General features: G+C 65.2%; 20 protein-coding genes. 13 read left to right on the forward strand and 7 right to left on the reverse strand.

The window, feature by feature from the left end:
* Both DIZ26_RS22090 and DIZ26_RS22095 read right to left on the reverse strand, forming a co-directional pair.
* Nucleotides 1-615 (reverse strand): restriction endonuclease subunit S (locus tag DIZ26_RS22090; protein ID WP_198676224.1); only part of this gene is annotated, 615 nt, incomplete at its 3' end.
* A 91-nt stretch (nt 616-706) separates the two neighbouring features.
* Nucleotides 707-2,623, reverse strand: coding sequence for a restriction endonuclease subunit M (locus DIZ26_RS22095; RefSeq protein ID WP_112244532.1), 1,917 nt, complete (start codon nt 2,621-2,623; stop codon nt 707-709).
* 355 nt (nt 2,624-2,978) lie between these two features.
* On the opposite strand from DIZ26_RS22095, the gene DIZ26_RS22100 reads away from it, so the two are divergent.
* The gene (locus DIZ26_RS22100; protein WP_157979780.1) at nt 2,979-3,449 is read left to right on the forward strand and encodes a hypothetical protein; all 471 of its coding nucleotides are present in this window, start codon (nt 2,979-2,981) and stop codon (nt 3,447-3,449) included.
* Nucleotides 3,450-4,039: 590 nt separating this feature from the next.
* Nucleotides 4,040-5,083: an InlB B-repeat-containing protein gene (locus DIZ26_RS22105; protein ID WP_157979781.1), complete on the forward strand. Its 1,044-nt coding sequence runs from the start codon at nt 4,040-4,042 to the stop codon at nt 5,081-5,083.
* A 278-nt stretch (nt 5,084-5,361) separates the two neighbouring features.
* On the opposite strand, the gene DIZ26_RS22110 is transcribed toward DIZ26_RS22105, so the two are convergent.
* Complete coding sequence (locus DIZ26_RS22110; protein ID WP_112244538.1) at nt 5,362-5,889, reverse strand: hypothetical protein; 528 nt, start codon at nt 5,887-5,889, stop codon at nt 5,362-5,364.
* Between the two features lie 22 nt (nt 5,890-5,911).
* Nucleotides 5,912-6,424, reverse strand: a complete 513-nt coding sequence (locus tag DIZ26_RS22115; RefSeq protein ID WP_112244540.1) for a hypothetical protein — start codon at nt 6,422-6,424, stop codon at nt 5,912-5,914.
* Between the two features lie 103 nt (nt 6,425-6,527).
* On the opposite strand from DIZ26_RS22115, the gene DIZ26_RS22120 reads away from it, so the two are divergent.
* The 6 genes from DIZ26_RS22120 to DIZ26_RS22145 all read left to right on the forward strand — a co-directional run bounded on the left by DIZ26_RS22120 (nt 6,528) and on the right by DIZ26_RS22145 (nt 11,685).
* Entirely contained in the window at nt 6,528-7,094 is a 567-nt protein-coding gene (locus DIZ26_RS22120) for a TetR/AcrR family transcriptional regulator (protein ID WP_112244542.1), read from the forward strand.
* A gap of 135 nt (nt 7,095-7,229) precedes the next feature.
* Nucleotides 7,230-7,523, forward strand: coding sequence for a hypothetical protein (locus DIZ26_RS22125; protein ID WP_112244544.1), 294 nt, complete (start codon nt 7,230-7,232; stop codon nt 7,521-7,523).
* A 68-nt stretch (nt 7,524-7,591) separates the two neighbouring features.
* The gene (locus tag DIZ26_RS22130; RefSeq protein ID WP_112244546.1) at nt 7,592-8,299 is read left to right on the forward strand and encodes a GPR1/FUN34/YaaH family transporter; all 708 of its coding nucleotides are present in this window, start codon (nt 7,592-7,594) and stop codon (nt 8,297-8,299) included.
* Nucleotides 8,300-8,320: 21 nt separating this feature from the next.
* Nucleotides 8,321-10,651, forward strand: coding sequence for a molybdopterin oxidoreductase family protein (locus tag DIZ26_RS22135; RefSeq protein ID WP_112244548.1), 2,331 nt, complete (start codon nt 8,321-8,323; stop codon nt 10,649-10,651).
* Nucleotides 10,648-11,136, forward strand: coding sequence for a hypothetical protein (locus DIZ26_RS22140; protein WP_112244550.1), 489 nt, complete (start codon nt 10,648-10,650; stop codon nt 11,134-11,136). Before DIZ26_RS22135 ends, DIZ26_RS22140 begins: the two co-directional genes overlap by 4 nt.
* 48 nt (nt 11,137-11,184) lie before the next feature.
* Nucleotides 11,185-11,685: a DUF2231 domain-containing protein gene (locus tag DIZ26_RS22145; RefSeq protein ID WP_112244552.1), complete on the forward strand. Its 501-nt coding sequence runs from the start codon at nt 11,185-11,187 to the stop codon at nt 11,683-11,685.
* Nucleotides 11,686-11,688: 3 nt separating this feature from the next.
* Here the strand turns inward: DIZ26_RS22145 and DIZ26_RS22150 are convergent, their stop codons facing one another.
* Together DIZ26_RS22150 and DIZ26_RS22155 are read right to left on the reverse strand one after the other, a co-directional pair.
* Nucleotides 11,689-13,281, reverse strand: a complete 1,593-nt coding sequence (locus tag DIZ26_RS22150) for an amidase (RefSeq protein ID WP_112244554.1) — start codon at nt 13,279-13,281, stop codon at nt 11,689-11,691.
* A 135-nt stretch (nt 13,282-13,416) separates the two neighbouring features.
* Nucleotides 13,417-13,674, reverse strand: a complete 258-nt coding sequence (locus DIZ26_RS22155; RefSeq protein ID WP_112244556.1) for a metal-sensitive transcriptional regulator — start codon at nt 13,672-13,674, stop codon at nt 13,417-13,419.
* 119 nt (nt 13,675-13,793) lie between these two features.
* Between DIZ26_RS22155 and DIZ26_RS22160 the strand changes: the two genes are divergently transcribed.
* The 5 genes from DIZ26_RS22160 to DIZ26_RS22180 all read left to right on the forward strand — a co-directional run bounded on the left by DIZ26_RS22160 (nt 13,794) and on the right by DIZ26_RS22180 (nt 18,812).
* Nucleotides 13,794-15,173 carry an MBL fold metallo-hydrolase gene (locus tag DIZ26_RS22160; RefSeq protein WP_112244558.1) on the forward strand — a complete coding sequence of 460 codons (1,380 nt, stop codon included), beginning with the start codon at nt 13,794-13,796 and terminating at the stop codon, nt 15,171-15,173.
* 27 nt (nt 15,174-15,200) lie between these two features.
* A complete protein-coding gene (locus tag DIZ26_RS37950; protein ID WP_198676225.1) occupies nt 15,201-15,368 on the forward strand; it encodes a hypothetical protein in 168 nt (55 codons plus the stop codon).
* A gap of 560 nt (nt 15,369-15,928) precedes the next feature.
* Nucleotides 15,929-17,023, forward strand: a complete 1,095-nt coding sequence (locus DIZ26_RS22170) for a HesA/MoeB/ThiF family protein (RefSeq protein ID WP_112244562.1) — start codon at nt 15,929-15,931, stop codon at nt 17,021-17,023.
* Nucleotides 17,020-18,222 carry a PqqD family protein gene (locus DIZ26_RS22175; protein WP_112244564.1) on the forward strand — a complete coding sequence of 401 codons (1,203 nt, stop codon included), beginning with the start codon at nt 17,020-17,022 and terminating at the stop codon, nt 18,220-18,222. Before DIZ26_RS22170 ends, DIZ26_RS22175 begins: the two co-directional genes overlap by 4 nt.
* Nucleotides 18,219-18,812, forward strand: coding sequence for a DUF3105 domain-containing protein (locus DIZ26_RS22180; protein WP_112244566.1), 594 nt, complete (start codon nt 18,219-18,221; stop codon nt 18,810-18,812). The genes DIZ26_RS22175 and DIZ26_RS22180 overlap by 4 nt, the downstream gene beginning before the upstream one ends.
* Here the strand turns inward: DIZ26_RS22180 and DIZ26_RS22185 are convergent.
* Entirely contained in the window at nt 18,809-19,333 is a 525-nt protein-coding gene (locus tag DIZ26_RS22185) for a gamma carbonic anhydrase family protein (RefSeq protein ID WP_112244568.1), read from the reverse strand. The genes DIZ26_RS22180 and DIZ26_RS22185 overlap by 4 nt on opposite strands.

Consider the following 19,333-nt stretch of genomic DNA (forward strand, 5'->3'; position numbering starts at 1 on the left):
ACCGACGGCCTTATAGAACGCCACATTGATAGCCTTCAACTCGGCTGCGGCATCTCGCTCTCGCGACTTCTTGGCTTTCAGCGCATCTTGGACAGGCCTAATTAGTCTGCGTTGCTCATCGACGGACGGCAACGGGATCTGCAAACTGCGCAATTCGGGAGGGCTGACATTCACCATGAGGATCGGTCGGGCGACGCGCTCGATCTGCAAGCGTCCCGCTGGCGAGTTCAGGAAGTACGCGAGGTACTCAGGCAAGATCCTGCGCTCGTCCACACGAACGCGAAGAAGGTAGGAGGCAAAGAGCCAGCCCCCGTCCAAATCGAAGACCGCCGCCTTCCCTACCAGGTTGATGGACCCGTTTGTTCGGTTGACCAACACGTCGCCGCGCTTAAGTTGCAGTGCAGCGACGTCCGCAGCCGGGACATCGAGGTACTTGACGTCGGCCGTGTCCCAGCCATGCATCGTCAGATTGTTCATACGCAGCACAGGGTGTCCAATGGCCTCTTCGGATAGCCGCTCTGAGGTCCCATATGCGATCGGCTCGACGAGCAGCTCGCCGAGCGCGACGAGAGGATATTTCGGCGACGCAAAGCGTGCAGCCATTTCGACCGACATCCGAAGATGTCTCGGATCGGCTCGCCTCACAAAGTGCCGCTGAGCTGTCGCCAGTACGCGCGCACCCGTTGCCGTAACGCCAACAGCGCCATCACTCATCTTCGAAGTCCTCATCTTCGGCGGCGGTCGCCTGCCCACCGAGCGACGGAATCTCGACAACGAACGGAGCAGGGTCGTCAACGAACTTGCGATAAGCCTCCAGGATCTCGGGAAGCTGATTCGGTCCCTCACGTCCCGTGGCGTCATAGCCGACGAGTGTCGCCTCGGCCAGGAAGAATGGCTTATCGTTCACTGGCTCCTCGGTATCTCCCAACTTTCGGAGGAAAACAATCGACGCCTTCACACCAGCGCCGTAGTGCATAAACGCGGCGACGGGAAGACTCACGACCGCCAGCACCTCGAAGCGATCAAAGATGAACTCGCGTACGTATCCAGTTCGACTGTTCGTAAGAATGCCGTCCGGCAGCACGACGGCGGCTCGGCCGGTGCCGGGCTTGAGTAGTTGCCAGACACGTTCAATAAACACAATCTCGCTCGACTGGCGCTTGCGTGGAGTCCCCTTGCCCCGTCGATTCCATGTGTTGCCCAAGACGAAGCCAGCGAGGAACGGCCTCTCGTCCAACCGAATCTTGGCTCCGAACGGCGGATTGGTGAGAACCAAATCGAAGTTGTTGAAGGCGAAAGCCTTATTGAGTCTTCTGAGGGCCTTCTCGTCGTCGAGCGCATCGTGTCGAACGATGTTCGTGTGGCCGTCCCCGTGAAGGACCATGTTCATCTTGGCAACACGAGCGATCTCCTCGTTGATCTCGATGCCAAAGAGGTTGTTCGTCGCGAACCCATGCCACATTGCGTAGTTCTCGGCCGAGCCAGGAGTGTAATAGTCGTCCGCCTTCTCACGCACCCGTTCCAGGGCGTGCAGGAGGAAGCCACCGGATCCGGACGCAGGGTCACACACCATGTCGGTTGAGTCGACATCGAGGAGGTCCACGGAAAACTTGATGAGTTCACGCGGCGTGAAGTACTGGCCGAAGTCGCCCTTAAAGAAGCTGTCCATGAACATCTCGAAGGCAAGACCTTTGACGTCCACATCGGTCCCCGCGAAACTCGTGGACTGCATGTGCTCGACGAGCAGCATCATCGTCGAGGGCTCGACAATCAACTCCGAGTTGAGGATGTCTGGCGACTTCCGCCGGTGCTCGTTGTAGAGCCGAGTCATCCGCTCCGAGAGTTGCTTCGGCGTCTCCCGGGTCCGTACTTGGAAGTCATACGGATCACCCGGCTTACGAGGTTTCAGCTCGTCGGCAATCTTGATGTAGAGCAACTTGCAGAGTTCGCCGAACGCCTGCGGCGGCGACAACTTCCCGCCGCCCCAGAGCGTGTCATGACACTTGCGCAGTGTCGCGATCATCTCTTCACGTGCGACGGCCTCGATGTCGATCGGTCCGCCCTTGTGGAACCGGTGATCAGCCGGAGTGCCGTACTGAACTGGGAGGTCCGCGATTACATTCTTGCTTCGCTCACCTATCGCGTAGTTCTTGACGTCGAGAACTCTGCGCGTCAGGCCAGCGACGACCATGACGTAGTCGGCGCGCAATTTGGACCAAGTGCCGTTGCCGACAGCTTGCTCGACGGCCTGCTCAAACTCCGCTGCCGTGACATCGTCTCGTTTGCACTCGATAATGATGTACGGGTTGGTCCGCGCGTCATCGCGGCAAACAGCCAAGTCAACGTAGTCGCCGGGAACCCGATCGGGAACAGGGACCTCGATCGCGATCCGCTCTTCGGGGTAGTCGTACTGATAGATCAGTTGAGCCCAGAAGTCGGCGCGAACCCACTCCTCCGGATCATCGAAGTTCTCGACAAGCCCGACTGCCTCATAGCGGATGCGACTCTTGGCGCCCTCTTGGAACAAGGTCGCCTTCCCGTCGGCAAGGGCCTTCGTGAGCCACTCACCGATGACGTTCCGCGGAGCCGTCTCGTTTCCCTTCCTGAGCGCGCGCTTAGCCATGCTTCACCGTCCGGCCTGTTCGAGTGTTCACGGCTTGAGCCTTTCACATGATCCGCGATCGACCGCGACCATGGACGCGTGGCGGCCAAATCGGGTGCGACAGGGACCGTCTATGGCTTTGCCGCCCGAGTTCGCAGCGAGGGGTATCGCCCACCCACCTTGGCCACCACTTGCATGGAAGATCAACGCAGAGCAGCGACGGCCTGCGAGCATCACCAATACGGCATACACCCAGTTCAGAAGACAGCTCCGCACCGGTCTGCGAGATGGCGCGGAAGCCCCGTCGCTCATGCGCCCCACCAAGGGGTCCCCGTGCCGGCTGTCCAGAACGACCCGAACCGTACACTCGATCGTCGTGGACTGGGTTGGTGGCGGTGGGCTTGTAGTGGGCGTGCTTGCACTCGTCGTAGCAGTGTTTGCGCTGGTCATTCAACGGCGCACGCATCGAGAGGCGCTGGAGGCCCAAGCGGTCGAGAGCCGCGAAGGCCGCCGGCTTGCGGAGATGGTTGCGCGTGAGGACCGCGAGCACGCGTTGGCGATGGCCAGAGAGGATCGCCTCTGGGCCCAGCGCGCCGATCTCTACTCCCGCATCGTGGAGGCTATGCGTAGTCGAGTCGAAGATCGAACGGACGGTCCGTCCGTGCCGCCTTCCGATGACCCCGGTCTCACGAGTCTTGTTACCCAAGCTCAGGTGCTCGCCAGCACCGCAGTGCGGGAGCTCTTGAATGAATTCGTGTACGCCGACGCAGGCTATGACGACCAAGTGAACATCTGGGACAACATGCAGACGCTCGTGAAGCACGAACTCGGTATTCCGCGCGACTAGGCACCGTGTGAACCGTCGCGGGCGGACTTGGTTTGTCAAGTTTCGGCCGGCGCAACTGGTCCGCGAGCCAGCAGGCCACACGGCCTGAGCCCCATGGTTTGGCCCATGCTTTTGAACGCGAAACAACGGGCAAGAGAGAGAGTTGACGCGTGCTGCCTCAGGCCGCAAGCCCAATACAGAAAGGGATCTGAGCACTAGCGGGCAGCAACGCGCAGCGAGTACGGAGAAAGCGGTGGTTAGGGGTTCGAGTCCCCTCGTCGGCTCCACCAGGGCATGAGCCGGAGGCATGAGCTTCGGGGCATAACTCATCGCTTTCGCTATCGAGCCGATGTCGAGAACTGAGCGAGGGCGACACGCTTGCCGTCTCGCCGGCGGGCGCGGGGACTCGCCTTCGTTGACCTTGCTTGGCCTTTATCGTGCGGTCAAGCGTGGCTTCGCAGGGAAGCGCGCGGCGAAGGGGCTTCATGGTTACTCGGTATGGGATCGGTCGGCTGGCGCGGGCGGTGGTTGCGCTTGGTGCTGCTACCGCGCTTACGATCGGTGGCGCGGTGACCGCGAGTGCTGCCTTGCCGAGGGTTACCGGTCCGACTGTGGCAGGGACCGCCAAACCGACCTCCGCCAAGTACACGGCGCTCAACGGCGGCGTTACCGACGGCACCTACTGGTACGCCGTCGTGTCGGAGCACGCCAAGTCCGGCACGAAGCTCTACGACTCCACCCAGCTGATCAAGACCAAGCTGTACGCGAGCAGCCCGACCAAGGTCGCGACCTTCCGGATCCGCTCCGGTCACCACACGAACCTGCTTGGCCACGGCAACGACGTGGCCTACAACGCCGACACCAAGCGGCTGCTGATCCCCGCCTGGACCAACGACGACTCGGTCCAGGGGGCCACCCAGGGGCGGGCGATCCGGATCATCAACCCCGGCACGCTCGCGATCGAGAAGACCGTGCTGTTGCCGCATACAACGACCGGGCTGTGCTACGACGCGGTCAACAACCGGTACGTCGGCGGCACGCTGAATCAGTACTACGCCTACAACAGCGCGTTCAAGCAGACCGGGAAGTCGGCGAAGCTGACGATGACCGGTACCGGGCAGGGCATCGATTGCGACCAGAGCTACGTCTACGTGATCACCAGCCCCAAGGGCGCGCAGAAGACGAACCGCATCTTTGTCTACAACTGGTCCTTCAAGCTGGTGCGCACCTACGAGTACGCCTCTGGGTCCGAAAGCGAACACCTCACCCACCAGCACGGCACCTACTACCTGGGCTTCAACATCGGCGCGGGCCGGCTATACCGCCTGGACGGCTTTCAGTTCACGGTTACGTACGCCGCCGCGGGTGGCAGGGGCTCGATGTCGCCCACCGTGGTCCTCTACGACCGGTCGACGGCCCTGCGGAAGAACACCTTCACCCGCTCCGGCTACACCTTCGCAGGCTGGACTGCGAAGCGGTCCTATGACAACAAGACCCGCTACCAGAACCCGAAGGACACCAGCAAGACCGGCTGGTACGCCGCCGGGCACCAGCCGAGTGGCTGGAAGCCGTACCTCTACAAGAACGGCACGACCGTGCTGCACACCACCCCGCGCGGAGCGGTCGCGCTCACCGCGGTCTGGCGCGCGGCGTAACACCAGCTTGCCTTCGCCGGCCCGTCGGTTCCTGGTCAGAGCCGACGGGTCGGGTTCGGAGCGGGAAGGCGAGGAACGGAACCACCCGGTCAGGTGGGGGGCGCGAAAGTTTCGTCGATCGGTCTCTCCGCGTGAGGCATCTGAGCTACCTCACGCGTCGGCTACCGCGATACCGACAGTGTCTCGGCATCGGTCAAGATCGCTTTGGGGGTGTCGTTGGCCGCTCAGTGGTACGCCGCGACTTGGCCCGCGGGAGCCGGCGGCTGCCGGGGCGATCGTTAGGGAAGGGTGCGGGAGGGGAGGGAGCGGCGGATTTCTTCGGTGGTGTGGGAGGCTCGGGTTCCGGTCGGCGGGTGGGTTCTTCCGCGGCCTGAGGTGAGGCTGTCGCTGGAGAGGTTGTTGCCGTGCAGCCGGATGATCGACAGCTGCCAGCGACTGTTGCGCGGGGCGGATCGGTAGATCATTTCGACGCTTGCGATCTCGGCGAGTGGGACCGCTAGGTGCGTGATGCCGCGACGGAGGTCGATAGTCGGGAGGTAGAGGTGCTCCGCGTCGATGCGGATCGGACGAGCGGCATTGATTCCGATGCACAGCCAGGACAGGGCTATCGCGTAGCCGATCAGGGACAGCACCAGGGCGACGATGGACCAGATTCGGTCGGTGGTGTTGGAGGCTGTGAGGCCGGTGGCGACGATCAGGACGTCGACTGCCAGCATCCCGGCGAGGAAGATCGTGCCGAGGATGATGTTCGACAGCGGGAAGAGCAAGCCGGCGTGGAATCGCCTGGCTGTGCGGGGGACGGACATGGTTCAAAGGGTGACACAGCGGTCAGTCGGATGTCTTGCGTAGACGGAGGGCCGAGAGCAGGAAGAAGATTCCGCCGAGAAGTGCGTAGCCGGCCAGGGGTTTGAGGGACGGGTTGTTGCCTGCGGCCATCAAGATGAAGCTGGTGCCGGCGAGGGTGGAGAGGGCGCCGCTGAGGATCATCGGCCATTGGGCGCCTAGGCGGTAGCGGAGGATCGCTACGGTCAGCTGGACGAGGCCGGCGGTGATGGCCCAAGTGCCCCAGATGCGGAGGACGGCGGGGATGCCGGAGGTTGCGGCGAAGGCGAGGGCGATCGCTGCGAGGAGGCTTAGGGCCATGTTGAGATACAAGGGTTTTCGGCCGGCGGTCGAAGTGCGGAAGTCCGTGACGGCTGCGGCCAGATCGACCAGTGGGTAGAGGACCAGGAGCGTGACGCTCGCCGGATTGAGGCTCGAGGCGGTCACGGTGAGGAGGATCGCCCAGATAACGGCGAACCCGAAACGGGCGTAGTACAGCTTGCGCAGTGCGGGAAGCATCAGCAACCCCTGTCCAAGAGAAAGAACGATCGGTCTACCTGACACTTCACCAAGAGACACCCAGATGTCAAGACCGATCGTTCTGTCTGCTAGCCTGCGGAGTATGTCGGAAGCACGGGCGCGGCTGCTCAGTACGGCGAGTGGGCTGTTCTACGCCGAAGGGCTCCACTCCGTCGGGATCGATCGCATCCTGAGCACAGCGGGGGTGACCCGGGCGACGCTGTACCGGCATTTTCCGAGCAAGGACGACCTCCTGGTCGCCTATCTGGCACAGGCCGACGAGGCGATGCGCGACCGGGTGGCTGCGGTTCGGGCGCAGGAAAAAACGGCCGACGAAAAGATCCGGGCAGTCAGCCAGTTGATTGCCGATGACATCCAAAGCACCGGCTTCCGCGGCTGTGCGTTTCTCAACGCTGCCGCCGAGTATCCCGAGTCCACCCATCCGGTCCACCAGGCGGTTCAGAAGCACCGGGAGTGGTTTCTGGCCACGATGACCGAGCTCTTCTCCGACACAGGGAAACCCGACGCGGACGCGGCGGCCCAGCACTTCGTCATGCTGCGCGACGGCGCCATGGCCGCCGGATGCTTGTCCGATCCGAAGCCCGTCTGCGAGACGTTCCAGCGCGGGATCGAAGGGCTTCTGAAGTACCGCAGCCGCCAGGCCGACTGACCCCCGCATATTCGGGCCCAGGCTGGGTACCGGTACTTGCTTTCGACAACGGCTACCGCCGGGTCGGGGCCTCGGCCTGTGGGGTTGCGACATCAGCCATCAGCAGCGGTCGAGGTGGCAAGAAAGAAGTGCATCATGTCCGACCGGGTTCTGACCGCCGCCCCGATCTGTGGCCACGGCCATCTGACCGCCCACGTCGCGGTACTGGATCAAGCGATTGCCGTCCTGATGGACTGGTACGAACTGCCGTCGCTGGAGGCGAAGATCCAGCTCTGCGCCTGGGCCGTACGTTGCGACGTCTCCGCCTGCGAACTGGCCGAGGCGCTCGTCGACGGCGTCTGTCTGGGCAAGGCAACCGGTTGCCGAGGCGTGGTCCGGGAGCTGGAACAGCTGCTCCGCGAGCTGCCGGCGCCGCAGACGTCTCGATGAGGTGAACGGTGGTTATCGGGCGTTCTGAGCGGGTACCGGCTCGCTGCCTTTCGACTCCGGGAGAGCAGATGAGCGATCGAACCGAGACCCCGGCGGAAGCCTCTGCCTGGGATGCGCTGCGCGAGCGGGTGGTGATCTCGCTCCGGCCGATCGGGGCTCCGACCTCGATCGGGCTGTACGGACTCGGCGCCGCGAGCTGGGTGCTGGCCGGCCTGCAGCTTGGCTGGATCCCGGCCACCGAGGGTAAGAGCGTCGCCCTGGTGCTGGTCGGCTTCGCGTCCGTCGCCCAGTTGCTCGCCTCCATCTTGGCGTTCCTCGGCCGGGACGGAACAGTCGGTACTGCGATGGGCGTGCTCGCGCTGACCTGGTTCGTCACCGGCCTGATCCTCCATGCGTCCTCACCTGGTGCCACCAGCGACGCACTCGGCCTCTTCCTGCTGTTCAGCGGTACGACGACGGTGCTGCTCAGCATCACCGTTTCGACCACCAAACTCGCCGTCACGGCTGTCTTCGCGGTGGCCGCAATCCGGTTCCTTGTTGCCGGAGGCTACGAGTTGACCGGCCGCACCGGTTGGGAGCACGTCAGCGGTGTTCTCGGCCTGCTGCTCGTGGTTCTGGCGTTGTACGCCGCGTTCGGTGCCGGACTCGAGGATGCGCTCGGGCGAACCGTTCTCCCGCTCGGCCGCCGCGGTGAAGGCAAGGTGGCGGTTCAGGGCAGCCTGCTCGAGCAGGTGCGGAAGGTGGGCAACGAACCGGGTGTGCGCACGAAGCTGTAGACACAAAGGAAGGAGACTTCGATGAGCGACCGAATCGCCGAAGTCTGGGGCAGTCGAACATCGTACCCGGCCGGCGGCGACTGGCCGGCGCGGGTCGACGAGTTCGTCGAGGACGGTGTCGAAGCGGGCGGTGTCGACTGGGTGCAGTCGGCCTGCGTGCTGTGCTCCAACGGCTGCGGGATGGACATCGGCGTTCAGGACGGCCGGATCGTCGGAGTTCGGGGACGGTCCGAGGACCGCGTCAACCACGGTCGGCTCGGTCCCAAAGGGTTGTTCGGCTGGCAGGCGAACAACTCTCCCGACCGGCTGACCACTCCCCTGGTACGGCGTGACGGCGAGCTCAAGCCGGCCACGTGGGACGACGCCATGAACCTCGTCGTCGATCGAAGCAGGCAGGTGCTGACCGAGCAAGGCCCACTGGGTATGGGCTTCTACACCAGCGGACAGCTGTTCCTCGAGGACTACTACACCCTCGCGCTCATGGTCCGCGGCGGCATCGGCACCCCGCACCTCGACGGCAATACGCGCTTGTGCACCGCGACCTCCGACTTCGCGCTCAAGGAGACGTTCGGCACCGACGGCGCGCCGGGCTCGTTGACCGACTTCGACAGCTGCGACACGTTGTTTGCCGTCGGCCACAACATGCCGGAAACCCATACGGTGCTGTGGTCCCGCATGCTCGATCGACTCCAGGGTCCGGACCGCCCGAAGCTCGTGGTGGTCGACCCCCGGCGTACCCGGATAGCGCAGGAGGCCGACGTACACCTTGCCTTGCGCAACGGTACGAACCTTGCCCTGCTCAACGGGATCCAGCACGAGTTGATCGCGAACGGCTGGGTCGACCAGAAGTTCGTGGATGCGCACACCGTCGGCTTCGAGAAACTGGCGAGCACCGTCGCGGCGTACCCGCCGGAGCGGGTCGCCGAGATCTGTGGGGTCGAGGCGGACGACATCCGGGCCGCGGCGCGCATCATCGGCGCCTCCGAGCGCCTCGTATCGACTTGTCTGCAAGGGGTCTACCAGTCGCACCAGGCGACGGCGTCGGCCTGCCAGGTCAACAACATCAACCTGCTGCGCGGCATGATCGGTAAACCCGGCGCCACCGTCTTCCAGCTCAACGGGCAGCCGACGGCGCAGAACACCCGCGAGACCGGCGCGAACGGCGATCTCACCGGCATGCGGAACTGGCAGAACCCTGCACACGTGGAAGAACTGGCGAAGCTGTGGAATCTCGAGCCGGCCCAGATCCCGAGCTGGGGACCGCCGACGCACATCATGCAAATCCTGCGGTACGCCGAGGAAGGCTCGATCCGGTTCCTCTGGATCACCGGCACGAATCCGGCCGTCTCGCTGCCCGAACTGCACCGGATCCGCTCGATCCTCGGCCAGGACCGGTTGTTCGTGGTGGTCAGCGACCCGTTCCTGACCGAGACCGCCGAGTTCGCGGACGTCGTCCTCCCGGCGGCTATCTGGGGTGAGAAGACCGGTACGTTCACCAACCACGATCGCACCGTCCACCTATCCGAGAAGGCTGTCGATCCGCCCGGTGAGGCTCGGCCGGACATGGAGATCTTCATCGATTACGCGGAACGGCTCGGCCTGAAGGACAAGGACGGCCGGCCGCTGATCAAGTGGCGTACTCCGGAAGAGTGCTTCGCCGCCTTCGGCGAGGCGACTCGCGGCCGGCCGTGCGACTACTCGGGTCTGTCCTACGAGAAGCTGCGCGGTGGAAGCGGCATCCAGTGGCCGTGCACCGACGAAAGCCCCGACGGCACCGAGCGGCTGTACTCCGACCACGTCTTCAACACCCAGACCGAGTACTGCGAGGACTACGGCCACGATCTGCTTACCGGCGCGGCCCACGAACGCAAGGACTTCACCGACCAGCAAGCCGACGGCCGCGCGATCCTCAAGGCCGCCGAGTTCTCCCCACCACACGAGCCACCCGACGACGACTACCCGATGCTGTTCACAACCGGCCGTACGGCGTACCACTTCCACACCCGTACCAAGACCCGCCGAGCACCTCAACTCCAGGCCGCAGCACCGGAAGCCTGGGTAGAACTCGGTACGACGGACGCCGAGCGACTCGGTGTCGCTGAGGGCGACTTCGTCCGAGTCGAATCCCGGCGCGGCTATCTCGAGGCCAAGGCGCGGATCGGCGGCGTTCGGGAGGGCGTCGTCTTCGCTCCCTTCCACTACGGCTACTGGGACAAGCCCGACCAGAAAGCGCCGACCGCGGCGAACGAACTGACCAGCACCGAATGGGATCCGGTGTCCAAGCAACCATTGTTCAAGGTCGCGGCGGTCCGGGTGACGAAGACCGGCCGGCCCGTGGAGGAACGGTCATGAAGATCGACGAGGCAATCCAGGACGTGCAACGGGCCGAAACAGAGTTGGCGAAGCGGCTTCGGCTGACCGGCGAACGCCATGCCGTCGAACACGATCTCTTCCACCTCGGCCACACGCTGGCTCGCAAGTGCGGCGAGCACCTGGACCGGTTGGCGACGGTGGCCGGCAAGTACGGCGTACAGGCGGAGTCGGCACCGGCCGCGGAGTCGCCAGGCCTGCTGGAAACCGCACGGCACAAGGCTTCTGAGCTCCTCGGCCGGTCGGAGATGACCGGCATGCTGCTGCTGCGAGATCTGCGCGAGCTGTATCTGCGGGCGCAGGAGGCCGAGATCACCTGGGTCATCCTGATGCAGGCCGCCAAGGCGTGCCGCGACACCGAGCTGCTCGAAATCGCCACGCAGTGCCATTCCGAGACGGAGCTCTGCGGGAAATGGCTCCGTACCCGGATCAAGGAAACCAGTCCCCAAGTCCTCGCCGTCGGCTGAGCCGGCGGCGCGGTCCAGCTCAACCTTGGAACACGCTCGGGAGAAACCATGAACGACCTCAATCAGGCCAAACAGCCCAAGAGCATCCTGGCCGGCCCGTACGGCCACCCCTTCCATCCGGTGATGGTGACCGTTCCGATCGGCGCCTGGGTGGCCAGCGTCGTGTTCGACATCATCGCGTTCGCCAGCTCCGGCGACGAGAGCGTGTTCAGCGAAGGCGCCTACTGGTTGATCCTCATCGGCATCATCGGCGCGGTGGTGGCTGCGCTCTTCGGGTTGATGGACCTGCTTGTGATCCCTCGCGGCACGCCCGCGTTCCGGACCGGGCTCACCCACATGGCAGCCAACCTCACCGTCGTGGTCCTGTTCATCGTGAACTTCGCGATCCGGGCCGGCCAGGGGTACGAGGACGCGAGTGTGGTCGGCTTCGTGATCAGCCTGATTGCCCTTGCTTTGCTGGGGTTCTCGGGCTGGCTCGGCGGCAAGCTGGCCTACCACTACGGTGTACGCGTTGCCTCGGAGGAGACCCAGCGCGAAGGGTTCCGGTAAACACTAGAGGCCGACGTCGCCAGGGCGGTAGGTCGGCGAACGCCGCGCGTGAGTGTGCTGTTCGAACGCGTAGGCGAGCCGTAGCAGCACCGGTTCCGACCACGCAGTACCCATGAAAGTGATGCCGACCGGCAGCCCGAAGGCGAATCCTGCGGGCACGGTGATCGCCGGATAACCGGCCAATGCAGCGGGCAGCGAACTACTGCCGAGATAGCTGTCCCCGTTGATGAGGTCGATCTTTCCGGGCGGCGCGCCGGTCGGCATCACGAGTGCGTCGAGGCGGTGCCGGCGCAGTACGGCGTCGATGCCTTCGGCCCGCGACAACCGATGATTGGTCGCCAACGCTGCGCGGTACTCCGACTCCGAGAAATCGAGCTGCTGAACAGCTTCGAGCCCGTCCTGTTGCACATAACGGAGTTCGCGGCCGCGATGATCGCGGTTGAAAGCGATCAGCTCGGCCAGGCTCCGCGGATGGTCGCCAGGCGTTGACGACAGGTAGCTGTCGAAGGCTCGCTTGACCTCGAACGCCTGCACCACAATGGATGTCTCGATGTCCTCGAGTTGCCGCGCGGTCGGAATGTCGGCCGGGTCGACGACAACCGCGCCGGCCCGCCGCAGCGTTTCGATCGCCCGCTCGGTGATCTCGTCGGCATGGTTGCTGTAGCCGAAGTACACCTCCCGCGGTACGCCGATGCGCGCGCCCCGCAAGCCGTTCGGGTCCAGAAACCGGGTGTAGTCGGTGTGGAACCGACTTCCCGCGGTGGCCGGATCGCGACTGTCCACACCGACGAGAGCGCCGAGCAGCACAGCGGCGTCGCGCACCGAACGGGCGATCGGGCCGACGCTGTCCTGACTCGGCACGCCCTGGATCATTCCGCCGCGACCGACCAGGCCCACGGTCGGCTTCACCCCGACGACCGAGTTGGCCGCCGCCGGATCGACGATCGAGCCGTTGGTCTCCGTACCGATGGCCGCGACACAGAGATCGGCAGCCGCGGCGACCGCAGACCCAGAGCTGGACTCGTTCGGCGACCTGTCCAGCTTGTACGGGTTGCGCGTCTGACCACCTCGAGCACTCCACCCCGCGTGATGCGTGAGCGACATACCACCGGCCCACTCACTGAGATTCGTCTTCCCCAGCAGTACTGCGCCGGCCGCGCGAAGCCGCGCCGCCACAGTCGAATCAACTCGCGGGCGCGCTCCCTCCAACGCATAGGAACCCGCAGTCGTGTGCATCCGATCAGCCGTGTCGAAGAGATCCTTGATCAGCACCGGCAACCCGTGCAACGGACCACGAACCCCACGACTGCGCCGTTCACCATCAAGCCGCCGCGCCTCGCGCAGCGCATCCGGATTGACCTCGATGACAGCCCGAAGCCCCGGCCCGCGCCGATCCAGCTTGTCGATCCGATCGAGGTAGTACCGGGTCAGGCTCTCCGCCGAGATCAGCCCGGCCGCCATCCGTTCGGCCAATTCCGCGATGCCGAGCTCGCCCGGCCGCGCCTGCGCTTCCGGCACGAACCAAGGTGCCGCCGCGGCAGCCGCCGCACCCACCAGTACGCCGCGCCGCCCAGCCGTGATTCCGTCCAGCCTCATGATCCACCTCTGTGTCGGGCTTCCAGCTCACCCGACGCCGGTGCACCAGCCCATCCCCCGCGCACCACGCCGCAGTAGCTCACAGGCTATTGACCAAAGACGGCATATTGACCAGCTCTGTCGGCGAGCGTGCCGTCAGGCCAGGGCGAGGAAGAGTTTCTCCAGTTTGGCCTGGTCGATGTCGGTGTCTTCGTTGGTCAGGCAGTGCTGCAGGCCGGTGGCGACGATGGCGTAGCCGGCGCGGGACAGGGCCTTGTTCACTGCAGCGAGCTGGGTGAGGACGGCCTCGCAGTCGGCGCCCTCCTCCATCATGCGGATCACACTGCCCAGGTGTCCGTGGGCGCGCTTCATCCGAGTGACGATCGGCTTGATCTCGGTGAGTTCGAGGTCCATCGAAGCCCTTCTTCCAGGTTGCAGTGCGACGGTGAGGCTATCCCCCTGGGGGGATATGTTACGGTCAGGCTATCCCCCCGGGGGGATACGGATCGGATCGTGGACAGTGAGGACCCTTGATGCGTGAACTCGACACCGGCCTGACGATCCGCAGCGTCGACACCGTTTCGCTGGGAGACCGTAGCTATCTCGTCCATGACGGCGAGGTGGCATTCGTCGTCGATCCGCAGCGCGACATCGACCGCCTGCTGGAGATGCTTGACGGCGAAGGCGTTCGGCTGACGCACGTTTTCGAGACCCACATCCACAACGACTACGTGACCGGTGGCCTCGCGCTGGCCCGAGCTGCCGGCGCGCAGTACCTGATCAATGCCGACGACAAGGTCTCCTTCGACCGAACGCCGGTCGAGGACGGCGAGCTCATCGCGATCGGCGACCGGATGCGCCTGCGCGCGATCCACACTCCGGGGCACACCTTCACCCACTTGTCCTATGCGCTCAGCGACGTCGCCGATCCGCTCGCGGTCTTCACCGGCGGCTCGCTCCTGTACGGCGCGACGGGCCGCCCAGATCTGCTGGGTCCCGAGCACACCGACACCCTCGTACGCCGCCAGCACGCCTCTGCGCACAAGCTGGCCGCCACGCTGCCCGACGCGACCGAGGTGTACCCGACGCACGGATTCGGTTCCTTCTGCTCCGCAACGCAGTCCGACGCGACCGAATCGACGATCGGGCAGGAGAAGCGAGCAAATCCGGTCCTGACCCAGGACGAAGAGCGCTACGCCCGTGAGCTGCTCGCCGGACTGAGCGCCTGGCCGGCGTACTACGCGCACATGGGTCCCGCCAACTCCGCCGGACCGGGCGCTCCCGATCTGTCCATCCCTGAGCGGGCCGACGCGGCCCAGCTACGCCGCCGCATCGACGCAGGTGAATGGGTCGTCGACCTGCGGACCCGCAAGGCCTTCGCGGCCGGTCATGCGCCCGGCACGCTGAACTTCGGTCTCGACGGCGCGTTTCCCACGTACGTCGGCTGGCTGATCGCATGGGGCACGCCAGTCACCTTGCTGGGCAAGACCGCGACGGAGGTCGCCCAGGCACAGCGTGAACTCGTTCGGATCGGGATCGACCGGCCTGCGGCGTACGCCACCGGAGGGCCGGGAAACTGGAGTCTCGGTACGCCGGCGTCCTTCCCAACCGCGACCTTCGCCGAGCTCGAGCAGGTCCGCCATCACCGCGAGGTCGTCGTGCTGGACGTCCGCCGGGCCGACGAGTTCGCCTCCGCTCGGATCGAGCAGGCGATCAACCTCCCGATCCACGAACTCCCCCGGCGAATCGATGAAGTTCCCCCCGGCGAGGTCTGGGTGCACTGCGCCGCCGGGTACCGCGCGTCGATCGCGGCCTCGTTCCTCGACGCGGCCGGACGCCGGCTCGTCGCGATCGACGACCAGTTCGACAACGCCGCGAAGGCCGGCCTCCCGCTCGTCGGATCGCAGCGCTGATCCAGCTCAACCAAAGGAGAAATCGGTATGTGCCGACCCGTCACCTGCAAGACCTGCGGCAAGACCACTTGGGCGGGCTGCGGGCAACACGTCGCCCAGGTCAAGGCGATGGTCCCGGCCGGGCAGTGGTGCCCGGGCCACCCGAAGGCCGAGCGGCAGGGCGGCGGCTGGCTCAGTCGGCTCCTCGGCCGCTGAGCGTTTGAAACAATCGCTCGAATCGGGTCGATGAAATACTCGCCATTCGATCGATAAACCGTCCGGTACCTATGAATACAGCGCTTGATACTTACATTCGACCGCTGGCAATGCAGCAAGAATCTGGGTAGTGATCACCCATACCGATCGAGCCGTTTGGGCTTGTCCAGCAGGGCATTCAGGCGGCAGACCGGTGCCGACGGCATCGGAGTACGTAGTTATTCGTTTGTTTAAAAACCTCTCCGGCAATACCCCGAAGAATGTCTTGGAATTCGCGGATCGTGGTGCTCTAATGACGGGGCGCGGACGGGCCCACCGCGCTTTCGGTTCCATCGATTCGACGGAGGAAGTCATGGACAAGAAGGACGTCAAGCCCGAACCCCGCAAGGTGCTCGTGCGCAAGCTCGAGAAGCTGGAGACCACCGTGCTGATCATCACGGACCCCGGCTGCCGCAACGCGGCCTGCGGCTGATCGTCGCGATCGGGGCGTGGAGCACCCGCGCCCCGATCGTCCGGCCGGCCGGTCAGCGCCGGCCGTACTTCCTGGGGAGGGGACAGACATGCGACGGCCACGGATCAAGGGCATTCACAAGCCGGTGCGGCTGACGCCCACGCTGATCAGGATCGGCGGCGCACAGGTCGGGATCGGTGCGGAGATCGACGACGAGGACGGCATGATCTGGCGGCTCCTCGCGCTGATGGACGGCAGCCGCGAGCGCCCAGAGATCGCCGCCGCACTCATTGCCGACCATCCCGAGCTGACCGAGGGCGAAGCCGAGGACGCGCTGCAGGCGATCATCGACGCCGGGTACGTCGAGGACGCCGCCGCGGAGCCGCCGGCCAACCTGAGTCCGGCCGAGATCGAGCGCTACGAAAGAGCGATCCGGTACCACGCGTGGGTGGATCTGACCCCGCGCAGCTCCCCGTACGAGGTCCAATCCCGGCTCAAGTCGTCCCGCGTCGTCGTCCTGGGTCTTGGCGGCACCGGATCGGCAGTCGCCTCATCCCTGGTGGCCGCGGGCGTCGGCCGGGTGCACTGCGTGGACTTCGACACCGTGGAAGCCGGGAACCTGACGCGCCAACTCCTCTACACCGAGGACGACATCGACCAGCCGAAGGTGGCGGTGGCGGTCGATCGACTCAGCCGCATCAACTCCCATACCGAGGTCACCGGCGCCGAGCTCCGGGTCGATTCCACCGACTCGGTCGCCGCGCTGATGGAGGACGCCGACCTGCTGGTGCTGTGTGCCGACCAGCCGATGTTCCTCATTCGCGAGTGGACCAACGAGGCCGCCCTGCGCACCGGCACGCCCTGGATGATCGCCCAGTACGCCGGTCCGATGGCCGTCGTCGGCCTCTACGTTCCGGGCGAAACCTGTTGCCCTGCTTGCCTTCCGAGTGTGGAGGACCGCCTCAAGGACAAGCACGGCACCGACCCGGAAGACCTGTTCCCGTTCGAGGGGCATGCCGTGATCGCGCCGACTGCCAACCTCACCGGACACCTCGCCGCCCTGGACGCCGTCTATCACCTGGGCGGAATCCCGACCAGCACGCGCGGCGGCATGTTCCACCTCAGCCTCACCGACCTGACGTACCACTACGTCGTCCGCCCGACCGCCGGCAAGAAGTGCGACACCTGTGGCTGGGTCGGATGATCACCCTCGACGCCGACAGCCGGCTCGCCGTCGGCCACCTCATCGTCCGGCAGGAGAACGAGGACGAGTACGTCGTGGGCGATCCCGCCACCGGCACCTTCGTCGTGGTCCCCGAGCTCGGCGCACGGCTGGTCGAGCTGTTCGCGGCCGGCCGGTCGGTCGCCGAAGCCGCGACAGCACTCGAGCAGGAGACCGGCGAGCCGATCGACGCGCTCGACTTCGCCGAGGTGCTCGTCGAGGCCGGGATCATCAGCGACCGGACCGAAGTGGCCAAGGCGAAGGTCTGGTCGGTGTCCCGGGTTCCTGCCTGGGTGGTGAAACCGCTGTTCGGCAAGGTGGCCTGGACGTTCTACGCCGGCTGTCTGCTCAGCACGCTGTGGATGTTCGTCGCCGAGCCGTCGCTGCGGCCGACGTACGAGGACACCTTCGTGTTTCCCGACATTGCGGCCAGCCTGTTGCTGACCAACATCGTGGTGGTGTTGCTGACGATCCTGCACGAGATCTGGCACGCCTTCGCCGGCGCGGCGGTCGGCGTACCGTCGCAGCTCCGGCTCGAGCGGCGTGGCGTGTTTCCCGTGCTGGAGACCGATCTGTCCGGGCTGTGGGCCTTGCCGCCGGCCAAGCGGTACGGGCCTTTTCTTGCCGGGATGGGGATCGACAGCGTCATCCTGTTCGCCGCGGTCGCCCCGCGGTACGCCTGGTCGCACGGCTGGATCGAGCTGCCACCGGGTCTCATTCGCATCCTCGCGATGGTCGTGCTCAGCCAGGTCGCGAAACTGGCCTTCCAGACGTTGGCCTATCTGCGCACCGACATGTACCTCGTGATGGCGACGGCGACCGGCTGCAACAACCTGCACCAGGTCACCCGGCTCTCGCTCAAGCGGCTGATCCGCAAACTGCGGCCTGAGGAAGCAACCATCCTGCGGGACGCGAACCCGCGTGACCTTCGAGTCGCCCGCTGGTACCGGCTGCTCTATCTGGCCGGCCTGATCTGGATGGTGTTCTTCGCGTGGGAGTTCGTGCTGCCGAGCGCGAAGGTGGCGCTCGGCTGGTCGCTGGGCATCCTGTTCGGCGCGCCGATCGCCAGTTTCTACTGGTGGGAAGGCCTGCTGCTGATCAGTTTCACGCTGCTGGACGTCACGCTGCCGCTGTTCGTGGTGGTCCGCAACCGGCTTCGGGCCCGGAGGGCAGTCGCATGAGTCAACCGCTGATCAACCGGCTGCGGCCGCGCCGGATGGGCCTGGCGATCGGCATTCTGGTCACCGTGCTCAGCGTCCTGACGATGTCGAGTCTGGCGTTCGGCGTACTGCTGAACCAGTTCGACGACAAGACCGCGCTACCGTGCGATCAGGTGCCCGGTACGCCGGAACCGTTCGAGGGCAACAACCACATCGCGTACCAGGGCGCGTCGCACGCGCCGTACAAGACGAAGCCACCCACGTCCGGGCCACACTCGCCGCGGGTCGTCATCCCCGGGATCTACCGCGAGCCGATCCCCGAGGAACTGCAGGTGCACATCCTCGAACACGGTCACGTGCTGATCCAGTACGCCGCTGACGTGGCGCCCGCCGACGTCGAGAAGATCGAGCGGATCGGCCGCCAGTACCCGCGAGACGCTGTCATCGCGCCGTACCCGACACTCGACCACGGCATCGCCGCCACCGGCTGGCAACGACTGCAGCGGTTCGACAGCTACGACGAAGACGGCATCACGAACTTCGTCACCAAGGTTGCCAACCGCTACAACCACGGCTGGCGCAACAAGGCGACCGACTGTGTGAGCCGTTAAGGCTCGACCAGTTCCACCGAGGCGGCGTGACGCCGGGCCAGGTGGTGGTACACGGTGGCGTTGTGGTCGACGAAGAGCTTGGCGGTGCCTTCGAGCGGGATGATCTTCTTGGCAGGGCTGCCTAAGGCAACTGATTCCGGTGGAATCACCGACCCCGGCGTGACCGTTGCACCTGCGGCGATCAGGGTCCGCTCGCCGATCACGGCGCCGTCGAGGACGATCGCGCCGTTGCCGATCAGCGCCTGCTCGCCGACCGTGCAGTCGTGCACCAGGCACTGGTGACCGACGGTGGCGTTCTTGCCGACCTCGCAGACACCGTCCCCGACGTGGATCACCGAGTTGTCCTGGATGTTCGCGCCTTCGCGGATGACGATCCGGCCGAGGTCGGCGCGGATCACCACGCCGTACCAGATGGAGGCGCCCTTCTCGACGACCACGTCACCGACCAGAGTGGCCGTCGGCGCGATCCAGGCTTCCGGGTGCACGGTGGGGCTGACGCCCTCGAACGAATACAGCGGCAT

Source organism: Kribbella monticola (assembly GCF_003261635.1).
Classification (GTDB): domain Bacteria; phylum Actinomycetota; class Actinomycetes; order Propionibacteriales; family Kribbellaceae; genus Kribbella; species Kribbella monticola.